The sequence below is a fragment of the Acinetobacter sp. 24-47-39 genome (assembly GCF_056783825.1).
Genome location: NZ_JBWYIP010000002.1, coordinates 112004 through 136612 on the forward strand (window position 1 = coordinate 112004; position 24609 = coordinate 136612).

A 24609-nucleotide genomic window follows, 5' to 3' on the forward strand; every position below is an offset into this window, starting at 1 on the left:
AACTTAGTGTGATTCTTTCGCTAAGGTTTGCTCTAAAATAGCCAAACACAAATCTTCAAAACTATAACCTACTGCTTGAGCTGCTTTTGGTACCAATGAATGACTGGTCATGCCTGGAACAGTATTCACTTCTAGCAACCAAAATTGACCTTGCTCGTCCTGCATAGCATCAATTCTACCCCAACCACTTGCCCCAACAGCTTGAAACGCTCGTAAGCAAAGCGCTTGTAAACTTCTTTCTTCAGCTTCACTCAAACCACAAGGGATACCATATTCAACATCATTGCGTTGGTATTTAGCTTCATAGTCATAAAAGGCTACATCGGCTGGAGGTTGTAAACGGATGACTGGTAATGGTTGTCCGTTTAAAAATGAAATCGTAAATTCACGACCTGTAATCCACTTCTCAGCCATGACCACGGCATCATGTTGAGTGGCTTTTTTAATTGCTTCAGCTAAATCCTCTGCTTTCTCAACCTTACTCATGCCTACACTCGAGCCTTCGTGCACGGGTTTGATAATCAGTGGTAATCCAAGCTCTGCAACGAGTGCTTGTGCATCAGTATCTTTAGAAACAATGCGGTATGGTGCTGTAGGAAGTTCAGAACCTTGCCAAATTTGCTTGGTCTTTACTTTATCCATTCCAATAGCCGACCCCTGCACACCAGTTCCAGTATATGGAATATTTAACCACTCTAATGCGCCTTGGATTTGACCATCTTCTCCACCACGACCATGTAACACAATAAATGCACGATCGTAATTTACCAATTCAGTCACACTGCGTTCTTGAGGGTCAAAACCCTCTGCATTCACCCCTGAACGTACCAATGCTTCAAGTACAGCCTTACCACTATCTAATGACACCTCACGCTCTGCAGATTTACCACCAAGCAATACAGCAACTTTGCCGAATTTAGAAGCATTTGACACGTTTAGTTCCTTAAACTTATAAAATTTTCAATTTAGCCAAATCATCAAACGACGATTATTTTAAATAGAGCTGGTTCTGAGCAAGCTCAATTGAAATTGCTCCAACGTTACCCGCACCTTGAGTCAATAACAAGTCATTTGCTTGTAACACTTTTTGTATCACATTTGGCAAATTCCCTTCTACTGGATCAATCAAGATTGGTTCAACATCACCACGTAATCGGATACTTCTTGCCAGTGAGCGACTATCTGCACCAACAATCGGCTTTTCACCTGCAGAATATACTTCTAATAGCAGTAATTGATCGACTTGTGACAAGACATCAACGAAATCATCAAAACAATCACGTGTACGGCTAAAACGGTGAGGTTGGAACATCATCACAAGTCTACGATCAGGATGACTTGCACGCGCAGCTTTAATCGTTGCTTCAACTTCTTTTGGATGGTGACCATAATCATCAACCAGTTTGACCGTTCCATCACCTAACTCAAATTCACCTTGAATTTGGAAACGACGCCCTACACCACTAAAACTTTCTAAAGCACGAGCGATTGCAGCATCAGATACACCTTCATCAGTTGCCACACCAATCGCAGCTAACGCATTAAGGATGTTATGCAAACCAGGCATATTAATGGTTAACTTGAGTGGCTCTTTGTTTTTACGAAGCACAGTAAAATGTGATTGCATCCCTTCTTGTACCACATCTACAGCACGAATATCGTTATCTTCGTTAAACCCATAAGTTAAAACAGGTCGACCAATACGTGGCATAATTTCACGAATATTTTGATCATCGCCACACACTACGGCTAAACCGTAGAATGGAAGCTTCTGCAAGAATTGTACAAAAGTATCTTTCAAAACATCGAAGCTACCACCATAAGTGTCCATATGATCAGCATCAATGTTGGTGACAATAGCGGCCATTGGTTCTAAATATAGGAATGAAGCATCAGATTCATCTGCTTCAGCTACAATATAACGACTCGCACCTAAAGCAGCATTTACTCCAGAGCGATTAAGCAAACCACCAATCACATAAGTCGGATCCATATTTTCTTCAGCGAGCATACAGGTCACCAAACTTGTCGTTGTGGTTTTACCATGTGTACCTGCAACCGCAATACCATGACGGTAACGCATCAACTCACCCAACATTTCCGCACGACGAACTACAGGGATGCGTGTTTCAATCGCTGCTTTAATTTCTGGGTTTTCTTGGTCAATCGCAGTCGATACAACCAATACATTCGCACCGTTAATATTATCAGCAGCGTGTCCGATATGAACTTTAATGCCATTTTCTTCAAGCTGTGCAGTGGTTTTAGAGGCTTTAATATCCGACCCTGACACTTTATAGCCTTGGTTTTTTAAGACTTCCGCAATCCCGCACATTCCTGCACCACCAATACCCACAAAATGGATATGCTTGATACGGCGCATTTCAGGAATTTTAATCAGGTTTTTTGCTTTATCAGCTGGGTTCGTTGAAGACATAATTTTCTCTAAAACTTACAAATCTTGAATTAAACCAACCACACGCTGAGTTGCATCTGGTTGAGCTTGTTGACGTGCTTTAACAGCCATTTCCGTCAACAATGTACGGTTCATGAGTGGCAATAAAACTGCTTTTAATGAATCAGGAGTGAGTGTCGCTTGTGGACAAATTTTTGCAGCATTAATATCTGCTAGGAATTTGGCATTCGCGGTTTGGTGGTCATCTACTGCACTTGGCAAAGGTACAAATACGGCTGCAACACCCGCAGTAGCAATCTCAGTGACCGTCAGTGCACCAGCACGACAGATTACAAGATCGGCATTGGCATAGGCTTCCGCCATATTTTCAATAAACGGTTGAACTTCTACCTGTAAATGATCAGGAGCATCGGCATAACGTGCCCGCGTGCTATCAGCATGATTTTGACCACACTGATGATAAACACTTAAAGGAACACCTAATTGTTTCAGTGCTTCGGGTACGCGCTCATTCAATGCTTGTGCGCCCAAAGAGCCGCCTACAATTAAAATACGAATAGGTTGATTGGCTTTTTCTCGCTCTTGATATCGCCAAGCAGGACTCAATATCGCAGAAATTTCCTTACGTACGGGATTACCTGTAGTCACGATTTTATGATTTTCTGGAAATGTTTTCGGGAATGCCTGACAGACCGTTTTAGCAACACGAGCCAATTGGGTATTGGTGAAACCCGCTACTGCATTTTGCTCATGAATGATGACAGGAATACCAAGAATACGCGCTGCCAAACCACCAGGACCCGCAACATAACCGCCAAAACCAGCGACTGCATCTACGTTTAATCGTTTCATATAGCGCATTGCGCTAAGCGTTGCTTTTAAAATTTTAAAAGGGGCTTGCAGCTTACGGACGATTCCATTGCCACGGACACCCTGAATATCAATTTGATAAATTGGAATGTGGTGATTTTTAAGCAGGCGATTTTCCATGCCTGAAGGCGTTGCCAACCATGACACTTCGACACCTTGCTGTTGTAATTCCTGAGCAACTGCTAGGGCAGGAAATACATGTCCACCTGTACCTGCAGCCATCATCATGACATGTTTAGGTTGTTTATGCTGAGCTTGTGTCACGGTCTAATTCTTCAAATCTAAGAGCTAACAGAAAATTTTATATAAGGTATCAATTGTAATCACAATCGTATATCCATGAAAGTTTATTTACTTTTTTTCACGGACCCTTTAATTGTTTTTTTCATATGATTTCAGAGTTTAAACTAGATTTATTATGAGGTGTGCCTTTTTTATGTATTTTACCATTCGATCTAGTTTATAACGCACCAAAATAATGATTAATGTGCACATTAAAAACCACCACAGTATTGGCTCTATTGTTCCTTCGTATCTGCGATACCGCCATATTGGATATAAACTTATGTCTAAATGGTATGAGGCAATAGTTCTATTTATGATATTGCTATATCTCATTGAGATTCAGCTCGCGAATAAAAGGATTTTTAAACGCAAATGTCAAAAATATCATCTTATGACATTTGGATTATTTTGGCAGGCTACCTTGCTGCAATTCATGTCGGTAAACTTTCTGCTGTTATTCCAATTCTTCAAAAAGATTTAAATCTAAGTTTCACCCAAGCAGGCCTATCCTTATCACTGGTTCAAGGTGCTGGAATGCTATTTGCCCTGTGTATTGGTGCTGTATCTGAGAAAATAGGACTCAAAAAATGTCTTATTTTTGCACTCATTCTATTGGGGATGAGTAGTTTTGCAGGCTTATGGATTGATCATAGTATTAGCCTTTATTTTTTTCGATTTATGGAAGGCATTGGATTTCTCACCATTAGTCTTTGCGCTCCCGCAATTTTAAAACGACTGAGCACACCTGAAACCATGAATTTTAAAATGGGGTTATGGAGTTCTTATATGGGAGTTGGGGTTAGTCTTGCTATTTTGACCATTCCTGTATTACTCGAATGGCTCAGTTGGCAACACATTTGGGCATTATTTGGTGCCTTGTGTTGGCTAGTTGCCTTGATGATTTACCATTTTTTACGTTATGACGATAAACAAACCACTGTAACGACAAAGGCACTGAGCACATCAACCTCCAACTCTTTTTTATCTATTGTTAAAGTCACCGTGACCCATCCACCCATTCTCTGTCTAGCCGTTATCTTTGCTTGCTATACCAGTCAATGGATCACACTCACAGGTTTTTTACCCAGCTTGTATGTCTCATTCAATATGGATTTAAAGCTTGCAGGAATTTTGGTGTCAATGGTTGTGTTATCTAACTTAGGTGGAACCTTCGGCGCAGGCGTATTACTTCAAAAAGGCATAGCTCCTTTTAAATTACTTCAATTTAGTTTTTTAAGTCTAATTTTATGTAGCTGGGTTGTATTTTCACAACCCAATTGGTTGATTTTTGAGTTGCAATATTTGTGCGCTATTTTGTTTTCTTTTATCGGTGGCATTATTCCGACGACCGTCTTTGCCAATACGCTTAGATACGCGCCACAGGTCAATGCAGCAGCATCCAGTATGGGCTTAGTGCTGCAAATTTCTGCATGTGCGCAGTTCCTTGTTCCCCCAGCAACAGCAGCTCTCGTTTCGTCTTCTCACCAGTGGTCCAATGCCGCATGGGTTACCGTAAGTCTTTCCACCCTAGGACTATTGACCAGCTATTATTTATTTAAAATATATACGCAAAAAAAAGAGCCTATTTAGGCTCTTTTTTGCAGATCAACTAACGTCCAGCTTCTAAAACATCAAATAATGTATCTGCGATAGAAGTACCAAATTGTGCGTCTATTTCACGTATACATGTTGGACTAGTCACATTAATTTCTGTTACATAGTTTCCAATGACATCAAGACCCACAAATACTAGCCCCTTCTCACGCAAGAATGGTCCAACTTTAGCAGCAATCGCCTTATCATTTTCAGTCAACGGACGTGCTTCACCACGCCCACCAGCAGCAAGGTTACCTCGCGTTTCACCATTTTGTGGGATACGCGCTAAACAATATGGAATTGGCTCACCATTGACCATCAGAATACGTTTATCCCCATCCACGATTTCAGGAATATAACGTTGCGCCATAATCGGTTGCTGACCCATTTGAGTCAACATTTCCAAAGTTGAACCGATATTTGCCCCTGCAGCGGTTAAACGGAAAATTCCCATACCGCCCATCCCATCTAGTGGTTTTACAATCACATCTTGATGTTCAGCAATAAACTCTCGGATTAAACTTTGCTGTGAAGTTACCAAAGTCGGAACCTGCAGTTCTGGAAATTGTGTAGCGAACAGCTTTTCGTTACAGTCTCGCAAACTTTGAGGTTTATTGATAATCCACGAACCTTCACGTTCCGCTTGTTCCAGAATATAAGTTGTATAAACAAAGTTCATATCAAAAGGTGGATCTTTACGCATGAGTACAACATCGTATGCGGCTAAAGATTCTTTCTGTTTTTCACCAAGTTCATAGTAATGATTATAATCCTCAAACACTTTAAGTGGTGAGATCAAACCAAAAGCTTTGCCTTGATCGATATATAAATCTTCCTGAAGTGCATACCCTAACTCATGACCGCGACGTGCAGCAGCCCAAAGCATTGCCATGGTCGAATCTTTTTTGAGGTTTACATTTTCGATGGGATCCATCACCACAAGTACGCGCATGATCTGTTCTCTATTTTATCAATGAAGCGATTATAACGAAGTTTAGTGAACGATCTACTGATCTATCAAAGGATCAATTGTATAAATTCAGAGAAGCTCTTTCCTATTTCTGCTGAGCACTAGAATTTGGATTCATATCAAACTACTAAAAAAAATAATAAAAAACGGCGCAATGAGCGTCAGGAAAAATCCACTGAGAATTGCAATTTGTACATCTAATGGTGAACAATTGTTTTTTACAAAGGGTAAAGTCGAGTCCATCGCCGTGGCACCACATACACCAATGATTGGCTTTGGATAACGCTGACCTAATAAATACAACAATGCAATCGCATAAAACTCTCGTACAAGATCTGTGATCAAAGCAAAAGTTCCCTGCTCAGGTCCTAAAACTTTAGCAACTAAAGGACCAGAAAGAGAGAACCAACCAAATCCACTCCCCATCACCACGAGTTCGACAAAAGATTGAGTCATGATATGACTCGTCAAATAAGCCGCAATAAACAGCGCAATGATTGAAAAAAATGGCACTTTAATATGATTCATGGTGAGGGCTTGAATTTTAATCGTAGACAAATCCACTCCGATTAAAAAAATCAACACATACAAAAGAATCGCGCTTAACATTTCCCCTGATAAATTCTTGGGTAATAGCCAATATAGCCCCATCCCGATCAACACCATTCCAATCGCAATCAAGCATTCGGTAATAGGTTTGAGCATATCCTTGAATGATTTTTGGTGCTCAGCCTTAAAGTAGCTACGATTAAATAAAAGCCCAAAGGTAATCACACTTAACACTGTTGAATAAATAAAAGCTTCAATTAATATTTTTGAACCGAGGTCTTTATCAAACAATACACTGCCAAATTGAAAGCCTATAGAGATGAGGAGCAACCACACCAAGAACGTAATTTGACCAACCAGTATATTGCGAACTTGAACGTTTGCAGCTTTACCTATGCCCCAACCCAATATAAGAGAAATGAGAATAGGTAAAAGCGAAATTATTAAATTTTGAATCATATTTTTTGCTTTGTAAGAGAGAAATCAATCAAAATCATCCAGCGCTCACCAGCCTCAGCATTTGTGGCTTGATCTATTTTTCTAATAGGTGATACATAATGTGAAACTGCTGGATCGTGTACAGCAAAACTTTCAGAAGCTTGTCTCAACGTAAATTTTTGATAAATATTATAATTATTTACCTCATCTAAACGCTTATTTCTTTCCTAAGGTGATGCAATAAAGTTTTCACCTCCTTCAATGTTATTGCTCCTATAAAACAAATGAGCAAATGTGAATGGCTCACCGTCCTGGTGAAATCAATTAGGCGAACTAATTCCTAGCTGATCGGCATGAGTTGAACGCAGTTTGACAAAATGGACACCCACGTAAATTGGCAGATAGGCATTTTCCAAACCAAAAGTAAGTTGATAATCATCTACAATCAAATCATTAAGATATTGCGTTGATTTAGCTTCTTGGCTCAACGCGTTAAAATAACGAATCGACTGATGCTCGGGATTGTTCCCTCCCTGATCATATCCAGATAACTCCTGCCCTATATTATCACGCACTGTCGGCAACCAAATAGGCTTAAGATCTTTTTCCCAAGGTAAAATTAAGGCATTCCCGTATCTTCTAAACCTTTGAGTATGTGTAGGTGCAAAAGGATCTTTTTCAAGTTTTTCAAACTCTTTAGCTAGTAATAGTTTAGAAAAATGATCCACCTCTATAGATTTATAATGTAGATACCCTTTTTCTTTAAAGGTTTTCTTCAAATCAATTTCTTGATGTTTTATAGCAGTCAAATTGCCAAACGATTCAGTATTAGCGTCTAATTGATCAAGCACAATTAATCCTTAAGAATAACTAAATAAATATCATAGTTACGCTAAAATTATTACGTTTTTATTAAGATTTACTCACAAAATATGATTACTATTTCAAATTAAATTATTAAGAAAAATTACAAAATTATTGTTACAACTTCAAATACGAATTACATCAAACGTTAACATCGTTGAATAAAACTAACAGGACTTGATATTCCAACAATAGGTACAAGTCCATGATTAAAATAATTTCTACACTCTGTTTACTCACTATCAGTTCAGTTACTTTAGCAGCAGGCAATCCTACACGAGTCGGTGATGTACTCGGTCGAGACCTCGACGTTCCAATTGTTGGTGCATTAGGTCATACAGGTGTATATGTAAGTTCAAACAATATTGTTCAAGTCATGAACAAAACGGCATATGTAGATGTGATTGAATATGTCAGCTTAAGTGGATTTAAAACTACAAAATATTGGGGAGCAAAGGCCAAAACAAGTTTCGGATATAAATCTCCTTACTCATCTGCTGCTAATCAAATCACTGCGATTTCAAATCAGCAACGACCTCATGTCGCTTACACGCTGTATTCAGCAACACCGAACCCAGCTGTGCAAGTCTGTTCACAATATAACTCCAACGGTGCTTGTAGCAAATATACATGGCAAAAGGGAACGTTCCGATGTGACAGCTTTACGAAATGGCTCTACACTCAGACAGGTAATGGTAATCTAGGAGGAAGCACACCGCGTGGAACTTTCAACAGTAGCTTACTCACAATTACACGAGTGTAAATAAATCATTCCCATTATATTGCCTTCACATCTCTGATGTTGAAGGCAACGACAGCTTAATATTTTAATATTATGAATAAGAAAAATATTTTTTTGGTTATTTTGATCTTCGTGATCTGTGCAGTAATTTTATGGGTGTATTTGAAATCGACAGCAGATACGACTCAAAGTATATCAAATCAAAATAATAATACTTCAACGCTAAAAAGCAATGAAGATCGCGCGACTAGCTTGTCTGAAAATAGTGCAGATATGAAACTCAACACTAACCTACCCGTATGGGCAAAAAAGTTACTTCAACTGGATCAATCTGCTGCGAATCGAGAAGAAAAAATACATGATTTAATTCAGCTCCTTGAACAAAACCAGCATGATGAAAATGCAATAGAAGAAATCCTGACTCAACTTACTTCTCTCAATCCTTTAGAAGCAGCTGAACAAATTTTGCCATTTCTAACACATCAGAATCCTAAAATTCAAAGCTTAGCGATAGGTGCACTGAATAATGCGATGTTGCTGACTGATCGAGAACATGAACTCAAAAAATCCCTACCTGAAAATGATTTGATTCGACAGAAAATTAGTCACGCTTTAGAGCAACGTTTTCAGGATCCAAATTTAGATCCAAAGGTTAAACAAGTTCTTATTTCTAGCCTACCGCATACCGCATCTGTCCAAACTCAGCACAATCTTGTACAAGAACTTCTTCAACAAAATTCTATCTCACCAAACGAAGCACAATTTCTTTCTCAATATCTGCTAAATGGTCAGGGAAATAACACGACTTTAGAACAACTTGCGCATAAAAATCCGAAGATGATTGAAGACATTATTGCGAATTTAAATAATCAAATTGTCGACCAACCAGCTATTGTTGAAGTTCTGAATAATGATCAAAAAAAGCAACTACATAATTTTATCTTACAGCATCCACCAAGCTCGAAAGATGAAAGCTATGGATATAAAAATGATATATGGCGATTTTCTTTAAACCAACTTCAACAATAAATAAAAGTTAGACTGGTTTTATATGAATATTTTTCAAGCTTATAATTACATAAAATTTACATTTAAAATAATTAAATAACTTCTCACTCCTATTTTAACTATAAATCAACATAGATTTAATACATTAATCTTTTTTATTTTAAGCTAAATTAATATTACATTTTAATCATTCATGATTTCATTTTTTTAATCGTGATGACTAAATATTTAGCACTCCAATAATCATAGTTATAAATTCAATGAGGGCATTATGAAAATAGTTTTAATTGGTGCAACAGGCATGGCAGGTTCTCGTATTCTTGAAGAGCTTGTTTCACGTGGACACTACGTCAAAGCGATTGCGCGTAATACAAGCAAAGTTTCAGATACAGAGCGTGTGTTAACTGTAGATTTAGATTTAAATGATCAAGAAGCACTTGTAAATGAGCTGAAAGGTCAAGATGCTGTAATTAGTGCAGTACGTTTCCAAGGTCTTGATATCAATTCACTTCTTAATGCTATTCGTGAATCAAAAGTTAAACGTTATATTGTTGTAGGTGGGGCTGGCGGTTTAACTGTACCAAATCAAAATGTGCGTGTAATCGATACAGAAGACTTCCCTGATGCATATAAAGCTGAGGCGGAAGCAGGTATTCAGTTCTTTGATAAGTTAAAACAAGTGGACGACATTGACTGGACCTTTATTGCTCCTGCAGCGGAATTCGGTCCTGGTAAGCGAACTGGTGAATATCGCTCTGGTAAAGATGAACTTATCGTTGGTGAAGAAGGCAGTAAAATCTCTGCAGAAGATTTCGCAGTAGCGCTCAGTGATGAGCTTGAAAATAATAACCATATTCAAGAGCGCTTTAGCGTAGGTTATTAATATTCAATAATATAGTAAAAAAGGAAGCTTAAGCTTCCTTTTTTATTATTTATTTCGCTCTATGAGATATTTTAAATAAATGAGATGAATAAAATCTAAAGAGGTTATAATATTCATATAAATAAAATTTAAAAAATAGTATTTTCATGAATTATCTTGAGTATTTTTTATATATTTTCACCGTCATTATTATGATTGCCACTCCAGGCCCTGTTATGATTTTGGTGGCCAGTGCAGGTGCAAAAGGCGGTTATCGAAAAGCATTACAAACTATTTTAGGCACTAATGTTGCCTCACTATGTTTAATTACCCTTTCAATTCTTGCACTTAAGGGTGTTCTGCATTTTAATGAGCATATTTTCAACGTCATCAAAGTCCTAGGATGTCTTTACATTGGCTATTTAGGTTTTGAAATTCTTAGAGAAACTTTTCAGCACAATCAAACTGCCTCTTCAAAGATCAAGCCTATCGATGGCGGTTTTTCCAAAGGGTTTTTAGTTGGAATTTCCAATCCAAAAGATATTATTTTCTTCACTGCTTTTTTTCCGCAGTTTATTCAAATTACACCAAATATAGATTTAAGTTTGACGCTGTTAATCATCACATGGATTCTTCTAGATTTTGTCGTACTATCTTTGGTCTATTTAGGTTTTAACGCTATTTCTCAACAACGTTTTTATTCAAAGATCTTAGCCTTGTGTGGCGTGATTCTCATTAGCATTGCTGGGTATGGTTCGGTGACAACACTTCTTGACTATTCTTTGTTTTAATATTGTTGGCGGTAATTGCAGTAACGTTTTAACTCTGAGGATATTCATCATGCAACAAGCCATTATTAGTTTTCATCTAGATGATGAAAACCATTGGGTCACCGAGCTGGCTTGTGGACACAATCAGCATGTTCGACATAATCCACCTTGGCAAAATCGCCCTTGGGTAATGACTGAACAAGGACGGAATGAAAAGTTGGGGATGTTGTTGGAGTGTAGGTTGTGTGATGCAGATAAGAATTACGCATAAGGTGTATTATGTTAATTTGTGAATTTTTCACTTTTTAGTCGTATGATATGGTTTTTTCGCCAAACTTAATTTCTCTAGAAGTACCAAAGTAATAAAAAACAATATTTTTTCGATTTAAAGAATTTAGAATAAATTTTGAAAGTTCGTGATTATTCAAGGCGATATCAATACTATTAAAAACTTCTTTTAAGTTTTCGAAATACCATTTTTCAAGCTCACTCTCAGTAAACTTGTTATGATCTATATAGGTATCATATTTTTTCAAATACGATGTAAGCCTTACAATAAGATAAGGATCTAACCTATCAGCAGGATAAGGATCATATTCCGTAGGCGTTTCATCAAGTTTTATTTCTGGGAAAAATATTAGTTGTCCAGAATCAAACCAAAATTCCACTGCAAAGTAATCCCAAAGTTGACTCTTTATTTCTGAAGAAAATTCATTCAAATATTCATTGATCATTAATTTAATATCAAATGATAAACCCTCATCTTTGGCATTTTCATTGCAAGTGAAATCTATATAATACCTATCTTTTTTAATAAATTGAATTGTCATAACTCACTCAAATCTGTTTCCAGTTTTATCCATTTGTCTTAACATAAATCTTAACTCTCGATTAAAATTAAAAAGATATTTTGCAGCTTCCTCACTTGTCTTAGGATATGTATGATTTACGTTATCTAGATACGTGCCCACTGAATAGCCATCGATTTTGTAGACACTTACTATGTATGAAAATAGGTAATTAACATAAAATCTCTTATGCGAAATTCCAATGTAAGCCCAAAATAGAAATGTCCGCTTTTAGAATATATGCACATGCAATTTTCTTAGCGGACGGTTTGAGATGTTGGTGTCTATGTCGGATATAGGCTCCCATTTTTAATTGCGTATAAGATGTATTATTTTAATTTTAGAAATTTTCACTTTTTAATGGTTGATATTGTTGTTTCTCCATATTCTGTTTCTCTAGAGCAACCAAAGTAACGAAAAACAATTTTTTGATTATTTAATGACTTCAGAATAAAACTTGAGAGCCTATAATCACTCAAAGCAATATCAAGGCTATTAACAATTTCTTTAACATTTTCTAAATACCATGCTTCAAATTCATCATCTGAGATATAATAATTTTCAACATAAGCATCATATTTTTTTAGATAAGATATGAGGCAAATAGTAAGATAGGGATCAAGTCTTTCAGTTGCACCTAAGTCACTAAAAGAAATTGTTTTATCAACGATTTTTTCTGGAAATAAATATAATTGGCCACAGTCCAACCAGAGCTCAACCGCCATATAATCCCAATCAAGCATGCTAATTACTTGTGAGAATTTTTCGAAAAATGCATGCAATATTTTTATTAAATCATGAGTTAACTCATCAATTTTTTGATGTAAATTACTTATCTGATCGCTAGTGAAAGTCAAAGAATCGTTATATTTCTCAGTCTCATATACGGCCATTATGCCTACTCCAGTCTTATTCCTTTCTTGTCCATAGTTTTCAACGTTAATTTTATTTCACGATTAAAGTTAACACTGAATAGCCACCGATTTTTTAGACACTTATTATGTATGAAAAACTGAATAAATTTTAAATGATTACAATGTATTGACAGGATATTCATTAGAAAAAGAGTGGCAAGAGGAGAATGATAAGTTAGGTATTAATGAAAGGTTAGTGCCTATAATACCTTTTGTTTTAGGCGGAGAGTATGAAGTGAGTAACCTTCACTCTATTGATCGTATCAAGGGAATGCGTTTAAGAGCCGAAATAGCAAATCAAATTAGTAATATTCCTAATGGTTCTAATGTGCAATTTATATTAGGGAAATAAATCTAAAGTAATACATCTGCATAAAAAAAGCCCAACATCCTGTTGGGCTTTTTTACGTATTTGATGCGTTGGTATAACTCCTGTCGTACCTGCATATTCCATTGCTACGATTTCTTATTGTTATCTGGAGCATCCTGCTCTCTATATGTTCATCATAGAAAATTGAGGGGGATCGGTATAGACGCAAAATACCTGAATGAATGTGAGCCAAGGCGTACAAAATTGATTAAAACTTATCCCAAAAGTTGTCCGCAGAAATTGGGGATGAATTTGATCTTAAAAGGCATATATCTTATAGGGAATTGCGGTTTTTGATCGCTTTTTAACCAATTTTATTGGCGAAAAATGACAAATATGCTCAAAAAGAAACCGACATGTTTCAAAGTCGGTTTTTTGCTGTTTTTCAGGGTGGTTGAAAATTTTTAAACAATTGATTTTAAATAATTATTTTAATTGCATTTCGCATAAGCTCTATTATGTTAAATGAGGCGGATTTATTTAATCCGCTTACCATTTTTATCGATGATTATTTCACCATCTTCTTTAGTAAAAGCACCTATTTGAGGTGCAGATAAAATATCTAAAACGAGTTCAGATGGTCTACATAGTTTTACACCTAATTCAGTCACTACAAATGGACGGTTAATTAAAATTGGATACTCAACCATAAAATTAATGAGCTGTTCATTTGTCCAGTGCTGCTGATCCAACTTGAGCGTTTCAAAGGGTTCTACATTTTTACGAATGGATTCACGTACAGAAATCCCTGCTTTTTCAATTAAATTAATGAGTTCAATCTTACTCGGAGGGGTAAGAAGGTATTCAATAATTTCAGGTTCTTCTCCTGTATTTCGAATGAGAGCTAATGTATTTCTTGATGTTCCGCAAGCTGGGTTGTGATAGATCTTAACTTTCGATGACATTGGATTAACTCAGAACTTAATAATATTGCATTTATATATGGATATGCGTATATTCGCAATAGCATATATTGGAGTGTAGATGATGGATCAAGCAGATTTCTTTAAATGCCTATCTGACCCGACACGTCTAGATATTTTAAAAATTATTTTAGCAAGACAAAATGTATGTGTTTGTGAAATCACAGAGATCTTACAACTGAGCCAACCCAAAATTTCTCGTCACTTGGCTTTACTCCGTAACCTCTCAATTTTGCTAGATGAGCGCAAGGGACAATGGGTGTATTACCGATTAAATCCTGATTTACCAGAATGGGTAAATGCAGTGCTCAATGTCTTAAATGATGAAGTACTGAATAAACCTGCAAGCAACTTATCTATCTCTATGCAATGCGAGTAATTCAATGTCCGGATCAAAGCTCTCATTCTTAGATCGAAATCTAACGCTATGGATTTTCATTGCCATGACATTAGGAGTAGGTATTGGTGTATTTTTTCCTCAAGCATCTGCGGTACTCGATCAATTAAGCATTAATTCAGTGAATATCCCTATCGCAATAGGGCTTATTTTGATGATGTATCCACCACTTGCCAAAGTAGACTATGCGACTTTGCCTAAAGTCTTTGAGGACAAGCGAACCCTTACATTATCTCTCGTTCAAAACTGGCTAATAGCACCTTGCTTAATGTTTGGTTTGGCAATCATTTTTTTACATGCCTATCCTGAATACATGACTGGCCTAATTCTCATAGGCTTAGCCCGATGTATTGCGATGGTCCTCGTCTGGAACGATCTGGCATGTGGGGATAATCAATATGTCGCTGCCTTAGTCGCGTTTAACAGTATCTTCCAGATCTTATTCTTTAGTACTTATGCTTGGTTATTCTTAACCTTCTTACCACCATTCTTTGGGGTAGAAGCACAAATCATTAATGTGAGCTTTTGGACAATTACCCATGCTGTTCTTATTTATCTAGGTATTCCGTTCTTACTTGGGTTTTTAACCCGACTGATTTTGGTTAAAAAGAATGGTTTGGCTTGGTATCAGGATAAATTTATCCCAAAGATTAGCCCAATCAGCCTTATTGCCCTTTTATTCACGATTGTAGCCATGTTCAGTCTTAAAGGTGGTGAAGTGATTAGCCTTCCTCTAGACGTGCTTAGAATCGCTATTCCTTTGACAATTTACTTTGTTGCGATGTTCTTCATCAGCTTCTTTATGAGTAAGTGGATGGGTAACGATTATCCTAAAACAACTGCTATTTCCTTTACTGCGGCAGGCAACAATTTTGAATTAGCACTGGCTGTAGCGATTGCCACTTTTGGATTAGCTTCACCTGTGGCTTTCACAACCGTGATTGGTCCGCTTGTTGAAGTTCCTGTATTGATTGCCTTAGTGACAGTTTCGCTATGGCTGAGAAAAAAAGTGTTTAAAGAGGCATGAGTCGAATGAACCTACCAAATATTGATCCTAGTCTTTTAGAAAAACCGACTTTAGAAAAAGTTCAGGCAAAAAACCTTGAACATCCTCCAAGAATACTGCTTCTGTATGGCTCAAATCGTGATCGATCATATAGTCGTTTAGCTATTCAGGAAGCTGGTCGAATTCTTGAATATTTTGGTGCGGAAGTTAAAATTTTCCATCCAAAAGGGCTACCTCTGCCTGAAGATGGTGATATGCAACATCCAAAGGTCAAAGAATTACATGAGCTGTTAGCATGGTCAGAGGGCATGGTTTGGTGTTCTCCTGAGCGTCATGGTTCAATGAGTTCAATATTGAAAGCTCAAATTGATTGGATTCCATTAGCAGCGGGTGCAATCCGTGCAACGCAAGGTAAAACCTTAGCTGTAATGCAAGTTTGTGGAGGTTCGCAATCCTTTAATGCTGTAAATCAATTACGTATTTTAGGGCGTTGGATGCGTATGATCACGATACCAAATCAGTCCTCAGTCCCTAAAGCATTTCTAGAGTTTGAAGAGGATGGTCGTATGAAGCCTTCTTCTTATTACATGAGGATTGTCGATGTGATGGAAGAACTTTATAAATTTACGCTTTTAACCAGGGGACAGTCCTCATATCTCACTGACCGTTACTCTGAACGTGTAGAAAGTGCAGAAGAGCTTTCAAAGCGTGTGAATCAAAAGAGTATTTAGATTTCCTAAAATTAACATAATACACCTTATACGCAATGATTTTTTATTAAATACAAATCAACAACTTATATCGATATAAAAACCCAGACCTATAGATCTGGGCTTTTTTATAGATTCTTCACGTTCCACGCTTATTTATTAAGCAATGTTTCACATTAATATTAAGTAGAACTTTATAAGTCTTAAATTCCGTACTTCACACGGTACGCTTCCATTTTCGCTAAAGCATCTTTGTCGCCTTTAGCATCTAAGTAATCCATTAAATCTTTCATTGTGATAAGCGCATGCACAGGAATTTCAAGCTCTTTTTGAACTTCTTGAATCGCAGACAATTCACCCTGACCTTTTTCTTGACGATCAAGTGCTACCAATACACCGGCAATTTGCGCGCCTGCATTTTTTAAAATGGTCACAACTTCACGAATGGCTGTACCCGCAGTGATCACATCATCAATGATCCACACTTTTTTACCTTCTACCGAAGCACCCACAAGCACACCACCCTCACCGTGATCTTTAGCTTCTTTACGGTTGAAGCCCCAAGGTACACTTACACCGTGGTTTTGTGACAATGCTACAGCCGTTGCAGCTACAAATGGAATCCCTTTATACGCAGGGCCAAAAATCACTTCAACATTATCACATTCAGTTAATTTTGCTGCATAGCCAGAAGCCAAGCCAGTTAAGGCTTCACCGTCATTTAACAAACCGGCGTTGAAAAAATAAGGACTCACACGACCTGATTTTAAAGTAAACTCACCAAATTTAAGCACACCACGTGATAATGCCAGTTCGATAAAAGCTTGTGGATTAAATGCCGCTTGCGCTGTCATGAGGTGCTCCATTTATTAAATTGAGGTTAAACTCGAGCATGATACCAAAGAGTAGCTATCCTAGTGATCAAAAAATTTTACGTGTCGTATCAATCAACGTAAATGGTCTTCGTTCTGCAGAAAAAAAAGGAATTTTTGACTGGATGGCAACTTCAGATGCCGATGTCATTTGCATGCAAGAATCCCGTATTACACACGAACAATGGACAGATAAATTTAAGCCAGAAGGTTGGTATACACACCTATTCCCAGCTGAGCGTCCTGGCTATGCTGGTACCGCAATCTATAGTCGTTTGCCGTTTATCTCAGTTACCGATGGTCTGGGTTTTGAATTGGCTGATTCACAAGGTCGTTTTATCTCAGCAGAATTTGATCTAGGCTTAGAGAAAACAGCTCATATTTGCTCACTCTATTTACCATCAGGTTCTTCTGGTGAAGAAGCACAAGCCCGTAAAGATCACTTTCTAAATGAATACAAGCAGATCTTGAAACAATGGCGTGATGAAGGTAAATCTGTGATTGTTTGCGGTGACTACAATATCGTACATAAACGCATTGATATTAAGAACTGGTCAGGCAATCAAAAAGCTTCAGGTTGTTTACCACATGAACGTGCATGGCTCGATCATATTTATGATGATTTAGGCTATGTCGATACCTTCCGTGAAGTGCGTAAAGAAGCAGAACTTTATTCATGGTGGTCAAACCGAGGACAAGCCCGTGCCAAGAACGTGGGTTGGCGGATTGACTATCAAGCTTGCTCACCAGATTGGAAAGATCGTACTGTGAATGCATGGGTATATAAAGAAACGTGGTTTAGCGATCATGCCCCTGTCATTATCGATTATAAAATTTAGTGTCGTGCAAACTGAGTGAACAACTGTTTACTAAATGTACGCTAATTGCTCACAAATCTTGTCGTGTTAACGTATTTTTATTCCGACTAATTCAGTGCATTATTGTCGCACGGCACAGGGACATGTCAGGATGACAATAGGGATTGGAAGCCGTAGGATGAAAAGAAAATAAATTTCGGTTTATTTTCCAAGGATGAAGACATTGGACGTTGAATTGAGACCCGCATGATCAGGATGATTTAATGCGGGTTTTCTCTATTTAAAAGATCAATACAAATTTTAACATAAGAAATTTTCCACCATTTTATTGATAACCACCATGAAGCCACACTGTAGATTTCAAACCTATTTAAAATATTCTGATCACATTTATGTTTTTGCGTAAATTTTGCTAAGCTCTAGACTGATCACAATGAATAAGACTGTTAGAGATGATTAAAGTTTACGGCATTAAAAATTGCAACTCGATGAAGAAAGCATTCGATTTACTCAATGAGTTGGGGCTTAGTTATGAGTTCCACGATTATAAGAAACAAGGTATTGATGCTGAAACAGTACAAAAATGGCTAAAGGATCTTGGTGCTGAACTTGTCCTCAATAAAAAGGGAACGACTTGGCGTAAATTGTCTGAGGAAGATCAACAAACTGCCCTTGCATCTGAACAAGGTTTGATTGAAGCACTGACTACACATACGAGCCTTATTAAAAGACCAGTGATCACTACTGAATCAGGCTATGTAGTTGGTTTTGATGAGAATGCGATAAAAGCATTAAAGAAATAAGAAATAAAAAAAGCCGAGCAACTACTCGGCTTTTTTATGAATCTTAAATTAGTTCACGCGTACCCAAGTTTGGTTACGACCAAGCGCTGATACACCGATGAAACCACGAAGTTCAAGTTTTTGACCACCGTCTTTCAATGAACCCTTCAATTTGTAAGTTTTTCCAGATTGTGGGTCTAAGATTGAACCACCATCGTAATTCGTTCCACCTACATTTTTAAGACCCTTCACAATGGTTAAACCTTTTAAAGATTTCTTGTGATAAGGACCTTCACAGTTCGTACATGAATTTTCTTGACCCGGTGTGACAACACTCTGAATCGTTGCATTCAATGTTCCGTTTGGCTGTTCAGTGAATTTTACAAAAGCTTTAGCTTTTTTAGTTTTCTCATCAATCGTATTCCACACGGTACCATTGAGTGGATCTGCAGCATTTGCAAATACTGCTGAAGCGAGTAATCCTAACGCTAGTGCAATTTTTTTCATTGTTTTTCGTTTCCCTTGCTGAGTTGACTTTAATATTATTAAAAATTGATAACATTTAAGCAATTTTTGAATGTGACTATTTAGTGTACCATTGTAATGCTGTGTTCTGATAATAAACATAATTTCATTAATATGGAAAAACAATGAAGATCAATCCGGTTTTGAAACAATACATAACAGAGTCTTTTTTAAAAACGAGTCTTCGCTTTCCGAGTCGCTTTAATCTTCCCCCCACCGTACTTCGTGTTGCTTTAGAGCAGATGACGCGTGTTTTTCCACAGTCCAAAGATGTCAGTATTCGAAAATTAAGAATCGCAGGTATTCGTGCTGAAGAAATTTTGCCTCAGCCTGAAACGACTCAGCTCATTTTTCATATTCATGGTGGCGCATTCTTTTTAGGATCGTTAAATACACACCGTGCATTAATGACTGAAATGGCACTTCGCACTCAAATGCAAGTGCTACATATCGATTACCCTCTTTCACCTGAACAACGTTTCCCAGATCTCGGAGAAGCAATCTATGATGTGTACCAATTATTGGTAGAGCAAGGTGCTCAACCGAAAGATATTATTTTATCTGGCGATTCTTGTGGTGCCAATTTAGCACTTGCACTGGCTTTACGTTTAAAAGAAGAAAATCCAAAACTTCTTCCAAGTGGCTTGATTTTAATGTCACCCTTTCTTGACTTAACTTTGACCAGTGAATCTCTACGCTACAATCAAAAGCATGATGCTTTATTGTCAATTGAAGCTTTAGAAGCAGGCATAAATCATTATGTTCCTAAAGGTGTAGATGTCTCAATTCCCGAAATTTCCCCAATTTTTGGAGATCTCAAAGGATTGCCACCGACATTGGTTCAGGTGGGTTCAAAAGAAATTTTGTTAGACGACTCTACGCGATTTGAAGAAAAGGCTAAAGCAGCTGGAGTAGATGTTGAGTTTAAGTTATACACCGGTATGTGGCATAACTTCCAAATGTTTAGCGCTTGGTTTGATGAAGCAAAGCAAGCTTTGACCGATATTGCAGAGTTTGCCCATCGTTTGGATAAAGACTGATTGAATCAGAACTGAAGTAAACATAAAAAAAGAGTAGCTTACGCTACTCCTTTTTTTATTCATTTAGAATAAGTATGAGACACCAAATCCACCATGATAACTTCGATCGGATCCACTTAGGTCTACACCGATACTTGCATCTAACTGCGCACGATCATTCAACGCATAGATTAAACCAGATGCCAGTCCATACTCTCGCTCTTGGCTTTCTTTCTTGGTAAATACTGCTTCAGAATAGCCCGATAAATTACCCACGATTTTATACCCAATAGTAGGTACAGCAGTCACCGACCAGTCACTATTTTGAGCTGAATAGAACATTCCTATTCCTGTCGTTACAGTATCGTTATATTGATACTCAACAGATGAGCCCAAAGTGTAAATATCATCAACATAAGTAAAACGATCATTTCCTGTTGCGATTTTAGCTTGTGCCAAAATTGCCATTTTCAGTTGATCATCTTGTAAGTCAACGTGATGCTTAATCCCAACAGAAACATCACCTAAACCATCATGGTCATCAGTTCGATTTTGGATTCGGGTCCGCTCCCACGCTGGGCCATCCCAACCCAATTGAAGCTCAGTATTCTTACTCAATCCCGTACGCAACAGGACATCAGCATTGAGTCGCAATGATTTATTTTTAAAACCATTTTCAGTACTTTCAACATACTGTGCAGTTGGAAGTCCCTGCTCCCATGCCAATTGACCTACGGGCGTAATGCCTGTGCTGAAACTCGTACCAGGTCGATCGAAGGCAAAATCTGCAGCCATCGCACTTACACTCGCGGTTGAGCAAAGTATCAAGCTCAGTTGTTTTAATTTTGTCATGGGGCACCCAAATTAATTTAATTCTTTCGTCATTTTTGCGCCACGGCTACGTAATAACTCGAGTGTCTCACGTTCTTCCGGTAAAGCCTGTGACCAATCAATGGTATCAAAATCGCAGTCGAAAAATAAATCACTAATTGAACTCAGAATGGTATTCCCCTCTTCATCTTTGGTATTAGGATCAACTTGATGATCAAGTAAGCGTTGAACTGCTGGTACACAAGCAGCACTTGCAGCATCCCAAAGTGGGCCGTAACATTCCTCTGCATCCCATAAATGGAAATTAGCTTTCGCTGCAATCAGTGCATCTAGAATATCAAGATGTACTTGTAATTTCTGTTGTTTTTCTTCTGTTGAAAGCGCATTTCCTTGCTCATACGCTTCACAAATTTCTTCCCACCATTGAAATAAAGTATCTGACCACACTGAAACCGCAGGGCCTTTCTCTCCTGCGATAAAGTTTGGATCTAAACCTTCTGCTAACAGGCGCTGTACCTGTGCTAGGTCTAATTCTTCTAAGGCCTGTAAAAACACTTGTTGATGTGCTGTTAGCATTTACTTTCTCTACTATTTATCTATAACGACATTATGCCTAATAATGCAGATCATTATTCAATTAAATAAATCAAAACTGTTCATTCAAAATTTTATTCAAAAAAAAAAGCCCCGAAGGGCTTTTTGCTATTCCACATCCACTTCATCTTCTTTCAGTTGGATGGGCGCTCCACGAGGATTCTCTTTTTTCTCGAATACATGTTCAATACTACGCTTTAATCGGTCAATCGCACCATGAATCGCTGTGTCAATATTATGACCTCTGTGATTGACCACGACTGGCTTTAATCCAGCTGGGCGAGCTTCGATCATACATTGAATATCGTCTGCACCGCCTTTATGGGCATTTTCATCACTTAAATGAACCGAAAAATGGGTAATTCTTTCACTATGGCGTTGAAACTCTGTATTTAGTTCTGCACGTACATAATCAATTAATCGCTCACTGTTTTGAATATTCTTATCTGTACGGATTTCTATGTTCATAAATATCATCCTCACTCTTCTTCTGAATCATTTTTGTGCAAAACTTTTTATCTTGGCACGTTTGTAGCTTGCAATCTAATTGCATCGAACATATTCAATTGCTGTTTGGAATACGTCCCTCCACATTGAATGATGAACACTTTTGAGTCTGCAGAACCGTGTCCTTATACTTTGAATATCGGGCCTAACTCAAAAATATGCAAGTGGTATTTTAAAAAATTAATAAAAGGATTACTCATTGTGACAAGTACTTACTTACGCGGACAGGCGCTTATTGATTCGATTCAAAATGCACCTTATTCCAGAGACTTAAGAGGTTATGGGGCGAATCCACCTCATCCTTGTTGGCCTAATCAAGCGCGTATCGCAGTGCAATTTGTCTTAAATTATGAAGAAGGTGGTGAAAACCACATTGAGCACGGTGATCAAGGTTCAGAGCAATTTTTATCTGAAATCGTTGGTGCTGCCAGTTTTAATGCTAAGCATATGTCAATGGATTCTATGTATGAGTATGGGTCAAGAGTCGGTTTTTGGCGTATTCATAATGAGTTCAAGAAACGTCAATTACCCATGACTATTTTTGGTGTGGGAATGGCTTTGGCACGTCATCCAGATGTGGTCGAAGCAATTAAATCTGCGGATTACGATGTGGTATCTCATGGTCAACGTTGGTTGCATTATCAGAATATGGATATTGAGACCGAAAGGCAGCATATGGATCAAGCCATTAGTGTACTTGAAACGCTATTCGGACAAGCCCCAATCGGTTGGTACACAGGTCGAGATAGTCCCAACACACGTCAACTTTTAACTGAATTTCCTCAAATCAAATACGACTGTGATTATTACGGCGATGATTTACCTTTTTGGACACAGCTCACCCATCCCAATGGCGAGCAGCATCCGCATTTAATTATTCCTTATACTCTGGACACCAACGACATGAAGTTTAGTTCAACAGGTGGCTTCAATCATGGTGAACAATTTTATCAATATCTAAAGGATGCCTTTGATGTCTTGTATGCCGAAGGGGAAACTGCACCAAAAATGATGTCTATTGGGATGCACTGCCGTCTTTTAGGACGCCCAGGACGCTTCAAGGCACTACAACAGTTCTTAGACTATGTTCAATCTCATGAACATGTTTGGATTTGTCGTCGTGGAGATATTGCGCAACATTGGATCGATCATTTCGCACCATAATTTCACATTCATGAGAAAAAGAGTGCTTTATAAAGTGCTCTTTTGATCTTTTTCAGTCACTTTTTCCACCAAATCTACGTTGGCATTGTTATTGCAATTTAAGCCTAAAGTTTCAATGTATAGGTTTGAATTGTGTTGCTTTCAGAATTTAATCAAACATCTGTTGAACATCAGAAAGCATTTTTATTGCAATGTGTTCATATCCCACGATGGGGCGAGGAAATCATTCATCACGGTCCTTTTGACACACGAGAAGGACTATTAAAGTGTGCTGAACAACATGCCATTACATGGACATGGGATGAAATTTTAGCAGCCCTAAATACACACCCAAGGATTGGCGAAAGAAAAGCAAAACTTGAATTATCAGAACAAGAACAAACTTTTTCAAGGCGTGAACAAGCACGCATCACACATGATCAAGAAGTTCTAGATGCGTTATATAAAGGCAACTTGGCCTATGAAAAAAAATTCGGTTTTATTTTTCTGATTAAAGCTTCTGGTTTAAATAGCGAAGACATTCTGACTGCATTGGAATACCGCTTGCTAAACGATTTTGAGACTGAAAAAAGAATCGTCCATCGCCAACTTTTAGAAATTGCTTTACTGCGCCTCTCACAGGAAATTCAAGCATGATCAGCTCACATATTTTAGATACCCACCTTGGACGTCCTGCAAGTAGTGTTGAAGTTAAGCTTTTTTCTGCGTCTGGAGAGTTATTAGCGGTAGCCAAAACCAATTCTGATGGACGTGTGACAGCAGCAGATTTTGGACTCGATCAAATTGATGTCGCTGAATACAGCATCGAATTTATGACGCAAGCTTATTTCTCAGCGCAGAACATCCCAACTTTTTTTCCAAAAGCCGTCATTCATTTTTCAGTAACCGATGCTCACCAACATTATCACATTCCCTTGCTCATTAGCCCTTATGCCTACTCCACCTATCGTGGCAGCTGA

30 protein-coding genes are annotated in these 24609 nt (G+C 37.8%); 16 read left to right on the top strand and 14 right to left on the bottom strand.

Annotated elements, in window-relative coordinates:
- Positions 1-3: 3 nt before the first annotated feature.
- From AC1M9C_RS03230 to murG, 3 genes are read right to left on the bottom strand one after another with little or no spacing between them, the layout of a single operon-like run.
- Positions 4-933, bottom strand: a complete 930-nt coding sequence (locus AC1M9C_RS03230) for a D-alanine--D-alanine ligase (protein WP_481591844.1) — start codon at positions 931-933, stop codon at positions 4-6.
- 55 nt (positions 934-988) lie between these two features.
- Positions 989-2437 carry a UDP-N-acetylmuramate--L-alanine ligase gene (murC, locus tag AC1M9C_RS03235; protein WP_180028490.1) on the bottom strand — a complete coding sequence of 483 codons (1449 nt, stop codon included), beginning with the start codon at positions 2435-2437 and terminating at the stop codon, positions 989-991.
- Positions 2438-2452: 15 nt separating this feature from the next.
- Positions 2453-3550, bottom strand: coding sequence for an undecaprenyldiphospho-muramoylpentapeptide beta-N-acetylglucosaminyltransferase (gene murG / locus AC1M9C_RS03240; protein WP_481953214.1), 1098 nt, complete (start codon positions 3548-3550; stop codon positions 2453-2455).
- Positions 3551-3943: 393 nt separating this feature from the next.
- Here murG and AC1M9C_RS03245 point away from each other — a divergent pair, with 393 nt between their 5' ends.
- Complete coding sequence (locus AC1M9C_RS03245; RefSeq protein WP_481953215.1) at positions 3944-5161, top strand: MFS transporter; 1218 nt, start codon at positions 3944-3946, stop codon at positions 5159-5161.
- A 19-nt stretch (positions 5162-5180) separates the two neighbouring features.
- On the opposite strand, the gene gshB is transcribed toward AC1M9C_RS03245, so the two are convergent.
- The 3 genes from gshB to AC1M9C_RS03260 all read right to left on the bottom strand — a co-directional run bounded on the left by gshB (position 5181) and on the right by AC1M9C_RS03260 (position 7975).
- A complete protein-coding gene (gene gshB / locus AC1M9C_RS03250; protein WP_179999165.1) occupies positions 5181-6119 on the bottom strand; it encodes a glutathione synthase in 939 nt (312 codons plus the stop codon).
- A gap of 132 nt (positions 6120-6251) precedes the next feature.
- On the bottom strand, positions 6252-7145 hold the full coding sequence (locus AC1M9C_RS03255) for a LysO family transporter (RefSeq protein ID WP_481953216.1): 894 nt from the start codon (positions 7143-7145) through the stop codon (positions 6252-6254).
- A gap of 299 nt (positions 7146-7444) precedes the next feature.
- Complete coding sequence (locus AC1M9C_RS03260) at positions 7445-7975, bottom strand: hypothetical protein (RefSeq protein ID WP_481953217.1); 531 nt, start codon at positions 7973-7975, stop codon at positions 7445-7447.
- Positions 7976-8193: 218 nt separating this feature from the next.
- Here AC1M9C_RS03260 and AC1M9C_RS03265 point away from each other — a divergent pair, with 218 nt between their 5' ends.
- The 5 genes from AC1M9C_RS03265 (at position 8194) to AC1M9C_RS03285 (ending at position 11641) form a co-directional block, all read left to right on the top strand.
- On the top strand, positions 8194-8751 hold the full coding sequence (locus tag AC1M9C_RS03265; RefSeq protein WP_180028493.1) for a hypothetical protein: 558 nt from the start codon (positions 8194-8196) through the stop codon (positions 8749-8751).
- A 141-nt stretch (positions 8752-8892) separates the two neighbouring features.
- A complete protein-coding gene (locus tag AC1M9C_RS03270) occupies positions 8893-9759 on the top strand; it encodes a hypothetical protein (RefSeq protein ID WP_481953218.1) in 867 nt (288 codons plus the stop codon).
- 250 nt (positions 9760-10009) lie between these two features.
- A complete protein-coding gene (locus AC1M9C_RS03275; RefSeq protein WP_092766521.1) occupies positions 10010-10621 on the top strand; it encodes an NAD(P)-dependent oxidoreductase in 612 nt (203 codons plus the stop codon).
- Positions 10622-10767: 146 nt separating this feature from the next.
- The gene (locus AC1M9C_RS03280) at positions 10768-11391 is read left to right on the top strand and encodes a LysE family translocator (protein ID WP_481953219.1); all 624 of its coding nucleotides are present in this window, start codon (positions 10768-10770) and stop codon (positions 11389-11391) included.
- A gap of 49 nt (positions 11392-11440) precedes the next feature.
- On the top strand, positions 11441-11641 hold the full coding sequence (locus AC1M9C_RS03285; protein WP_481586880.1) for a DUF3565 domain-containing protein: 201 nt from the start codon (positions 11441-11443) through the stop codon (positions 11639-11641).
- 34 nt (positions 11642-11675) lie between these two features.
- Here AC1M9C_RS03285 and AC1M9C_RS03290 read toward each other — a convergent pair whose 3' ends face one another.
- Both AC1M9C_RS03290 and AC1M9C_RS03295 read right to left on the bottom strand, forming a co-directional pair.
- Positions 11676-12200, bottom strand: a complete 525-nt coding sequence (locus tag AC1M9C_RS03290) for a hypothetical protein (RefSeq protein ID WP_481586881.1) — start codon at positions 12198-12200, stop codon at positions 11676-11678.
- Positions 12201-12568: 368 nt separating this feature from the next.
- Entirely contained in the window at positions 12569-13111 is a 543-nt protein-coding gene (locus tag AC1M9C_RS03295; protein WP_481586882.1) for a hypothetical protein, read from the bottom strand.
- 148 nt (positions 13112-13259) lie between these two features.
- Here AC1M9C_RS03295 and AC1M9C_RS03300 point away from each other — a divergent pair, with 148 nt between their 5' ends.
- Positions 13260-13484, top strand: coding sequence for a hypothetical protein (locus AC1M9C_RS03300; protein ID WP_481953220.1), 225 nt, complete (start codon positions 13260-13262; stop codon positions 13482-13484).
- 494 nt (positions 13485-13978) lie between these two features.
- Here AC1M9C_RS03300 and arsC read toward each other — a convergent pair whose 3' ends face one another.
- Positions 13979-14407, bottom strand: a complete 429-nt coding sequence (gene arsC / locus AC1M9C_RS03305; RefSeq protein ID WP_481586884.1) for an arsenate reductase (glutaredoxin) — start codon at positions 14405-14407, stop codon at positions 13979-13981.
- An 82-nt stretch (positions 14408-14489) separates the two neighbouring features.
- Between arsC and AC1M9C_RS03310 the strand changes: the two genes are divergently transcribed.
- The 3 genes from AC1M9C_RS03310 to arsH are packed head-to-tail and all read left to right on the top strand — an operon-like array spanning position 14490 to position 16559.
- Positions 14490-14804, top strand: a complete 315-nt coding sequence (locus AC1M9C_RS03310; RefSeq protein ID WP_035264683.1) for an ArsR/SmtB family transcription factor — start codon at positions 14490-14492, stop codon at positions 14802-14804.
- 4 nt (positions 14805-14808) lie between these two features.
- Complete coding sequence (gene arsB, locus AC1M9C_RS03315; RefSeq protein WP_481953221.1) at positions 14809-15849, top strand: ACR3 family arsenite efflux transporter; 1041 nt, start codon at positions 14809-14811, stop codon at positions 15847-15849.
- A 5-nt stretch (positions 15850-15854) separates the two neighbouring features.
- Positions 15855-16559, top strand: coding sequence for an arsenical resistance protein ArsH (arsH, locus tag AC1M9C_RS03320; protein ID WP_481607315.1), 705 nt, complete (start codon positions 15855-15857; stop codon positions 16557-16559).
- 182 nt (positions 16560-16741) lie between these two features.
- Here the strand turns inward: arsH and pyrE are convergent, their stop codons facing one another.
- On the bottom strand, positions 16742-17392 hold the full coding sequence (pyrE, locus tag AC1M9C_RS03325) for an orotate phosphoribosyltransferase (RefSeq protein WP_067727823.1): 651 nt from the start codon (positions 17390-17392) through the stop codon (positions 16742-16744).
- A gap of 38 nt (positions 17393-17430) precedes the next feature.
- On the opposite strand from pyrE, the gene AC1M9C_RS03330 reads away from it, so the two are divergent.
- Both AC1M9C_RS03330 and AC1M9C_RS03335 read left to right on the top strand, forming a co-directional pair.
- Positions 17431-18249 carry an exodeoxyribonuclease III gene (locus tag AC1M9C_RS03330; RefSeq protein ID WP_092766525.1) on the top strand — a complete coding sequence of 273 codons (819 nt, stop codon included), beginning with the start codon at positions 17431-17433 and terminating at the stop codon, positions 18247-18249.
- 431 nt (positions 18250-18680) lie between these two features.
- Complete coding sequence (locus AC1M9C_RS03335; protein ID WP_481588790.1) at positions 18681-19031, top strand: Spx/MgsR family RNA polymerase-binding regulatory protein; 351 nt, start codon at positions 18681-18683, stop codon at positions 19029-19031.
- A 48-nt stretch (positions 19032-19079) separates the two neighbouring features.
- Here AC1M9C_RS03335 and AC1M9C_RS03340 read toward each other — a convergent pair whose 3' ends face one another.
- Positions 19080-19517 carry a DUF2147 domain-containing protein gene (locus AC1M9C_RS03340; protein WP_035264927.1) on the bottom strand — a complete coding sequence of 146 codons (438 nt, stop codon included), beginning with the start codon at positions 19515-19517 and terminating at the stop codon, positions 19080-19082.
- Between the two features lie 143 nt (positions 19518-19660).
- On the opposite strand from AC1M9C_RS03340, the gene AC1M9C_RS03345 reads away from it, so the two are divergent.
- A complete protein-coding gene (locus AC1M9C_RS03345) occupies positions 19661-20575 on the top strand; it encodes an alpha/beta hydrolase (RefSeq protein ID WP_035264694.1) in 915 nt (304 codons plus the stop codon).
- Positions 20576-20638: 63 nt separating this feature from the next.
- Here AC1M9C_RS03345 and AC1M9C_RS03350 read toward each other — a convergent pair whose 3' ends face one another.
- The 3 genes from AC1M9C_RS03350 to AC1M9C_RS03360 all read right to left on the bottom strand — a co-directional run bounded on the left by AC1M9C_RS03350 (position 20639) and on the right by AC1M9C_RS03360 (position 22447).
- Positions 20639-21406: a transporter gene (locus AC1M9C_RS03350; RefSeq protein ID WP_035264697.1), complete on the bottom strand. Its 768-nt coding sequence runs from the start codon at positions 21404-21406 to the stop codon at positions 20639-20641.
- A 12-nt stretch (positions 21407-21418) separates the two neighbouring features.
- Positions 21419-21961 (bottom strand): ankyrin repeat domain-containing protein, encoded by a 543-nt coding sequence (locus tag AC1M9C_RS03355; protein ID WP_035264700.1) that lies wholly within the window; start codon positions 21959-21961, stop codon positions 21419-21421.
- 126 nt (positions 21962-22087) lie between these two features.
- Entirely contained in the window at positions 22088-22447 is a 360-nt protein-coding gene (locus tag AC1M9C_RS03360) for an HPF/RaiA family ribosome-associated protein (RefSeq protein ID WP_481953222.1), read from the bottom strand.
- 240 nt (positions 22448-22687) lie between these two features.
- Between AC1M9C_RS03360 and puuE the strand changes: the two genes are divergently transcribed.
- The 3 genes from puuE to uraH all read left to right on the top strand — a co-directional run bounded on the left by puuE (position 22688) and on the right by uraH (position 24609).
- Entirely contained in the window at positions 22688-23650 is a 963-nt protein-coding gene (puuE, locus tag AC1M9C_RS03365) for an allantoinase PuuE (RefSeq protein ID WP_481586891.1), read from the top strand.
- A gap of 132 nt (positions 23651-23782) precedes the next feature.
- Entirely contained in the window at positions 23783-24286 is a 504-nt protein-coding gene (uraD, locus tag AC1M9C_RS03370; RefSeq protein WP_481586892.1) for a 2-oxo-4-hydroxy-4-carboxy-5-ureidoimidazoline decarboxylase, read from the top strand.
- The gene (uraH, locus tag AC1M9C_RS03375; protein WP_481586893.1) at positions 24283-24609 is read left to right on the top strand and encodes a hydroxyisourate hydrolase; all 327 of its coding nucleotides are present in this window, start codon (positions 24283-24285) and stop codon (positions 24607-24609) included. The genes uraD and uraH overlap by 4 nt, the downstream gene beginning before the upstream one ends.

What these genes read in the sequence shown, in the direction of transcription:
- murC (WP_180028490.1), bottom strand. Translation starts at nt 2,437, where the DNA reads ATGTCTTCAACGAACCCAGCTGATAAAGCAAAAAACCTGATTAAAATT.
- AC1M9C_RS03245 (WP_481953215.1), top strand. Translation starts at nt 3,944, where the DNA reads ATGTCAAAAATATCATCTTATGACATTTGGATTATTTTGGCAGGCTAC.
- gshB (WP_179999165.1), bottom strand. Translation starts at nt 6,119, where the DNA reads ATGCGCGTACTTGTGGTGATGGATCCCATCGAAAATGTAAACCTCAAA.
- AC1M9C_RS03255 (WP_481953216.1), bottom strand. Translation starts at nt 7,145, where the DNA reads ATGATTCAAAATTTAATAATTTCGCTTTTACCTATTCTCATTTCTCTT.
- AC1M9C_RS03265 (WP_180028493.1), top strand. Translation starts at nt 8,194, where the DNA reads ATGATTAAAATAATTTCTACACTCTGTTTACTCACTATCAGTTCAGTT.
- AC1M9C_RS03275 (WP_092766521.1), top strand. Translation starts at nt 10,010, where the DNA reads ATGAAAATAGTTTTAATTGGTGCAACAGGCATGGCAGGTTCTCGTATT.
- AC1M9C_RS03280 (WP_481953219.1), top strand. Translation starts at nt 10,768, where the DNA reads ATGAATTATCTTGAGTATTTTTTATATATTTTCACCGTCATTATTATG.
- AC1M9C_RS03285 (WP_481586880.1), top strand. Translation starts at nt 11,441, where the DNA reads ATGCAACAAGCCATTATTAGTTTTCATCTAGATGATGAAAACCATTGG.
- AC1M9C_RS03290 (WP_481586881.1), bottom strand. Translation starts at nt 12,200, where the DNA reads ATGACAATTCAATTTATTAAAAAAGATAGGTATTATATAGATTTCACT.
- AC1M9C_RS03295 (WP_481586882.1), bottom strand. Translation starts at nt 13,111, where the DNA reads ATGGCCGTATATGAGACTGAGAAATATAACGATTCTTTGACTTTCACT.
- arsC (WP_481586884.1), bottom strand. Translation starts at nt 14,407, where the DNA reads ATGTCATCGAAAGTTAAGATCTATCACAACCCAGCTTGCGGAACATCA.
- AC1M9C_RS03310 (WP_035264683.1), top strand. Translation starts at nt 14,490, where the DNA reads ATGGATCAAGCAGATTTCTTTAAATGCCTATCTGACCCGACACGTCTA.
- arsB (WP_481953221.1), top strand. Translation starts at nt 14,809, where the DNA reads ATGTCCGGATCAAAGCTCTCATTCTTAGATCGAAATCTAACGCTATGG.
- arsH (WP_481607315.1), top strand. Translation starts at nt 15,855, where the DNA reads ATGAACCTACCAAATATTGATCCTAGTCTTTTAGAAAAACCGACTTTA.
- pyrE (WP_067727823.1), bottom strand. Translation starts at nt 17,392, where the DNA reads ATGACAGCGCAAGCGGCATTTAATCCACAAGCTTTTATCGAACTGGCA.
- AC1M9C_RS03330 (WP_092766525.1), top strand. Translation starts at nt 17,431, where the DNA reads ATGATACCAAAGAGTAGCTATCCTAGTGATCAAAAAATTTTACGTGTC.
- AC1M9C_RS03335 (WP_481588790.1), top strand. Translation starts at nt 18,681, where the DNA reads ATGATTAAAGTTTACGGCATTAAAAATTGCAACTCGATGAAGAAAGCA.
- AC1M9C_RS03340 (WP_035264927.1), bottom strand. Translation starts at nt 19,517, where the DNA reads ATGAAAAAAATTGCACTAGCGTTAGGATTACTCGCTTCAGCAGTATTT.
- AC1M9C_RS03345 (WP_035264694.1), top strand. Translation starts at nt 19,661, where the DNA reads ATGAAGATCAATCCGGTTTTGAAACAATACATAACAGAGTCTTTTTTA.
- AC1M9C_RS03350 (WP_035264697.1), bottom strand. Translation starts at nt 21,406, where the DNA reads ATGACAAAATTAAAACAACTGAGCTTGATACTTTGCTCAACCGCGAGT.
- AC1M9C_RS03355 (WP_035264700.1), bottom strand. Translation starts at nt 21,961, where the DNA reads ATGCTAACAGCACATCAACAAGTGTTTTTACAGGCCTTAGAAGAATTA.
- AC1M9C_RS03360 (WP_481953222.1), bottom strand. Translation starts at nt 22,447, where the DNA reads ATGAACATAGAAATCCGTACAGATAAGAATATTCAAAACAGTGAGCGA.
- uraH (WP_481586893.1), top strand. Translation starts at nt 24,283, where the DNA reads ATGATCAGCTCACATATTTTAGATACCCACCTTGGACGTCCTGCAAGT.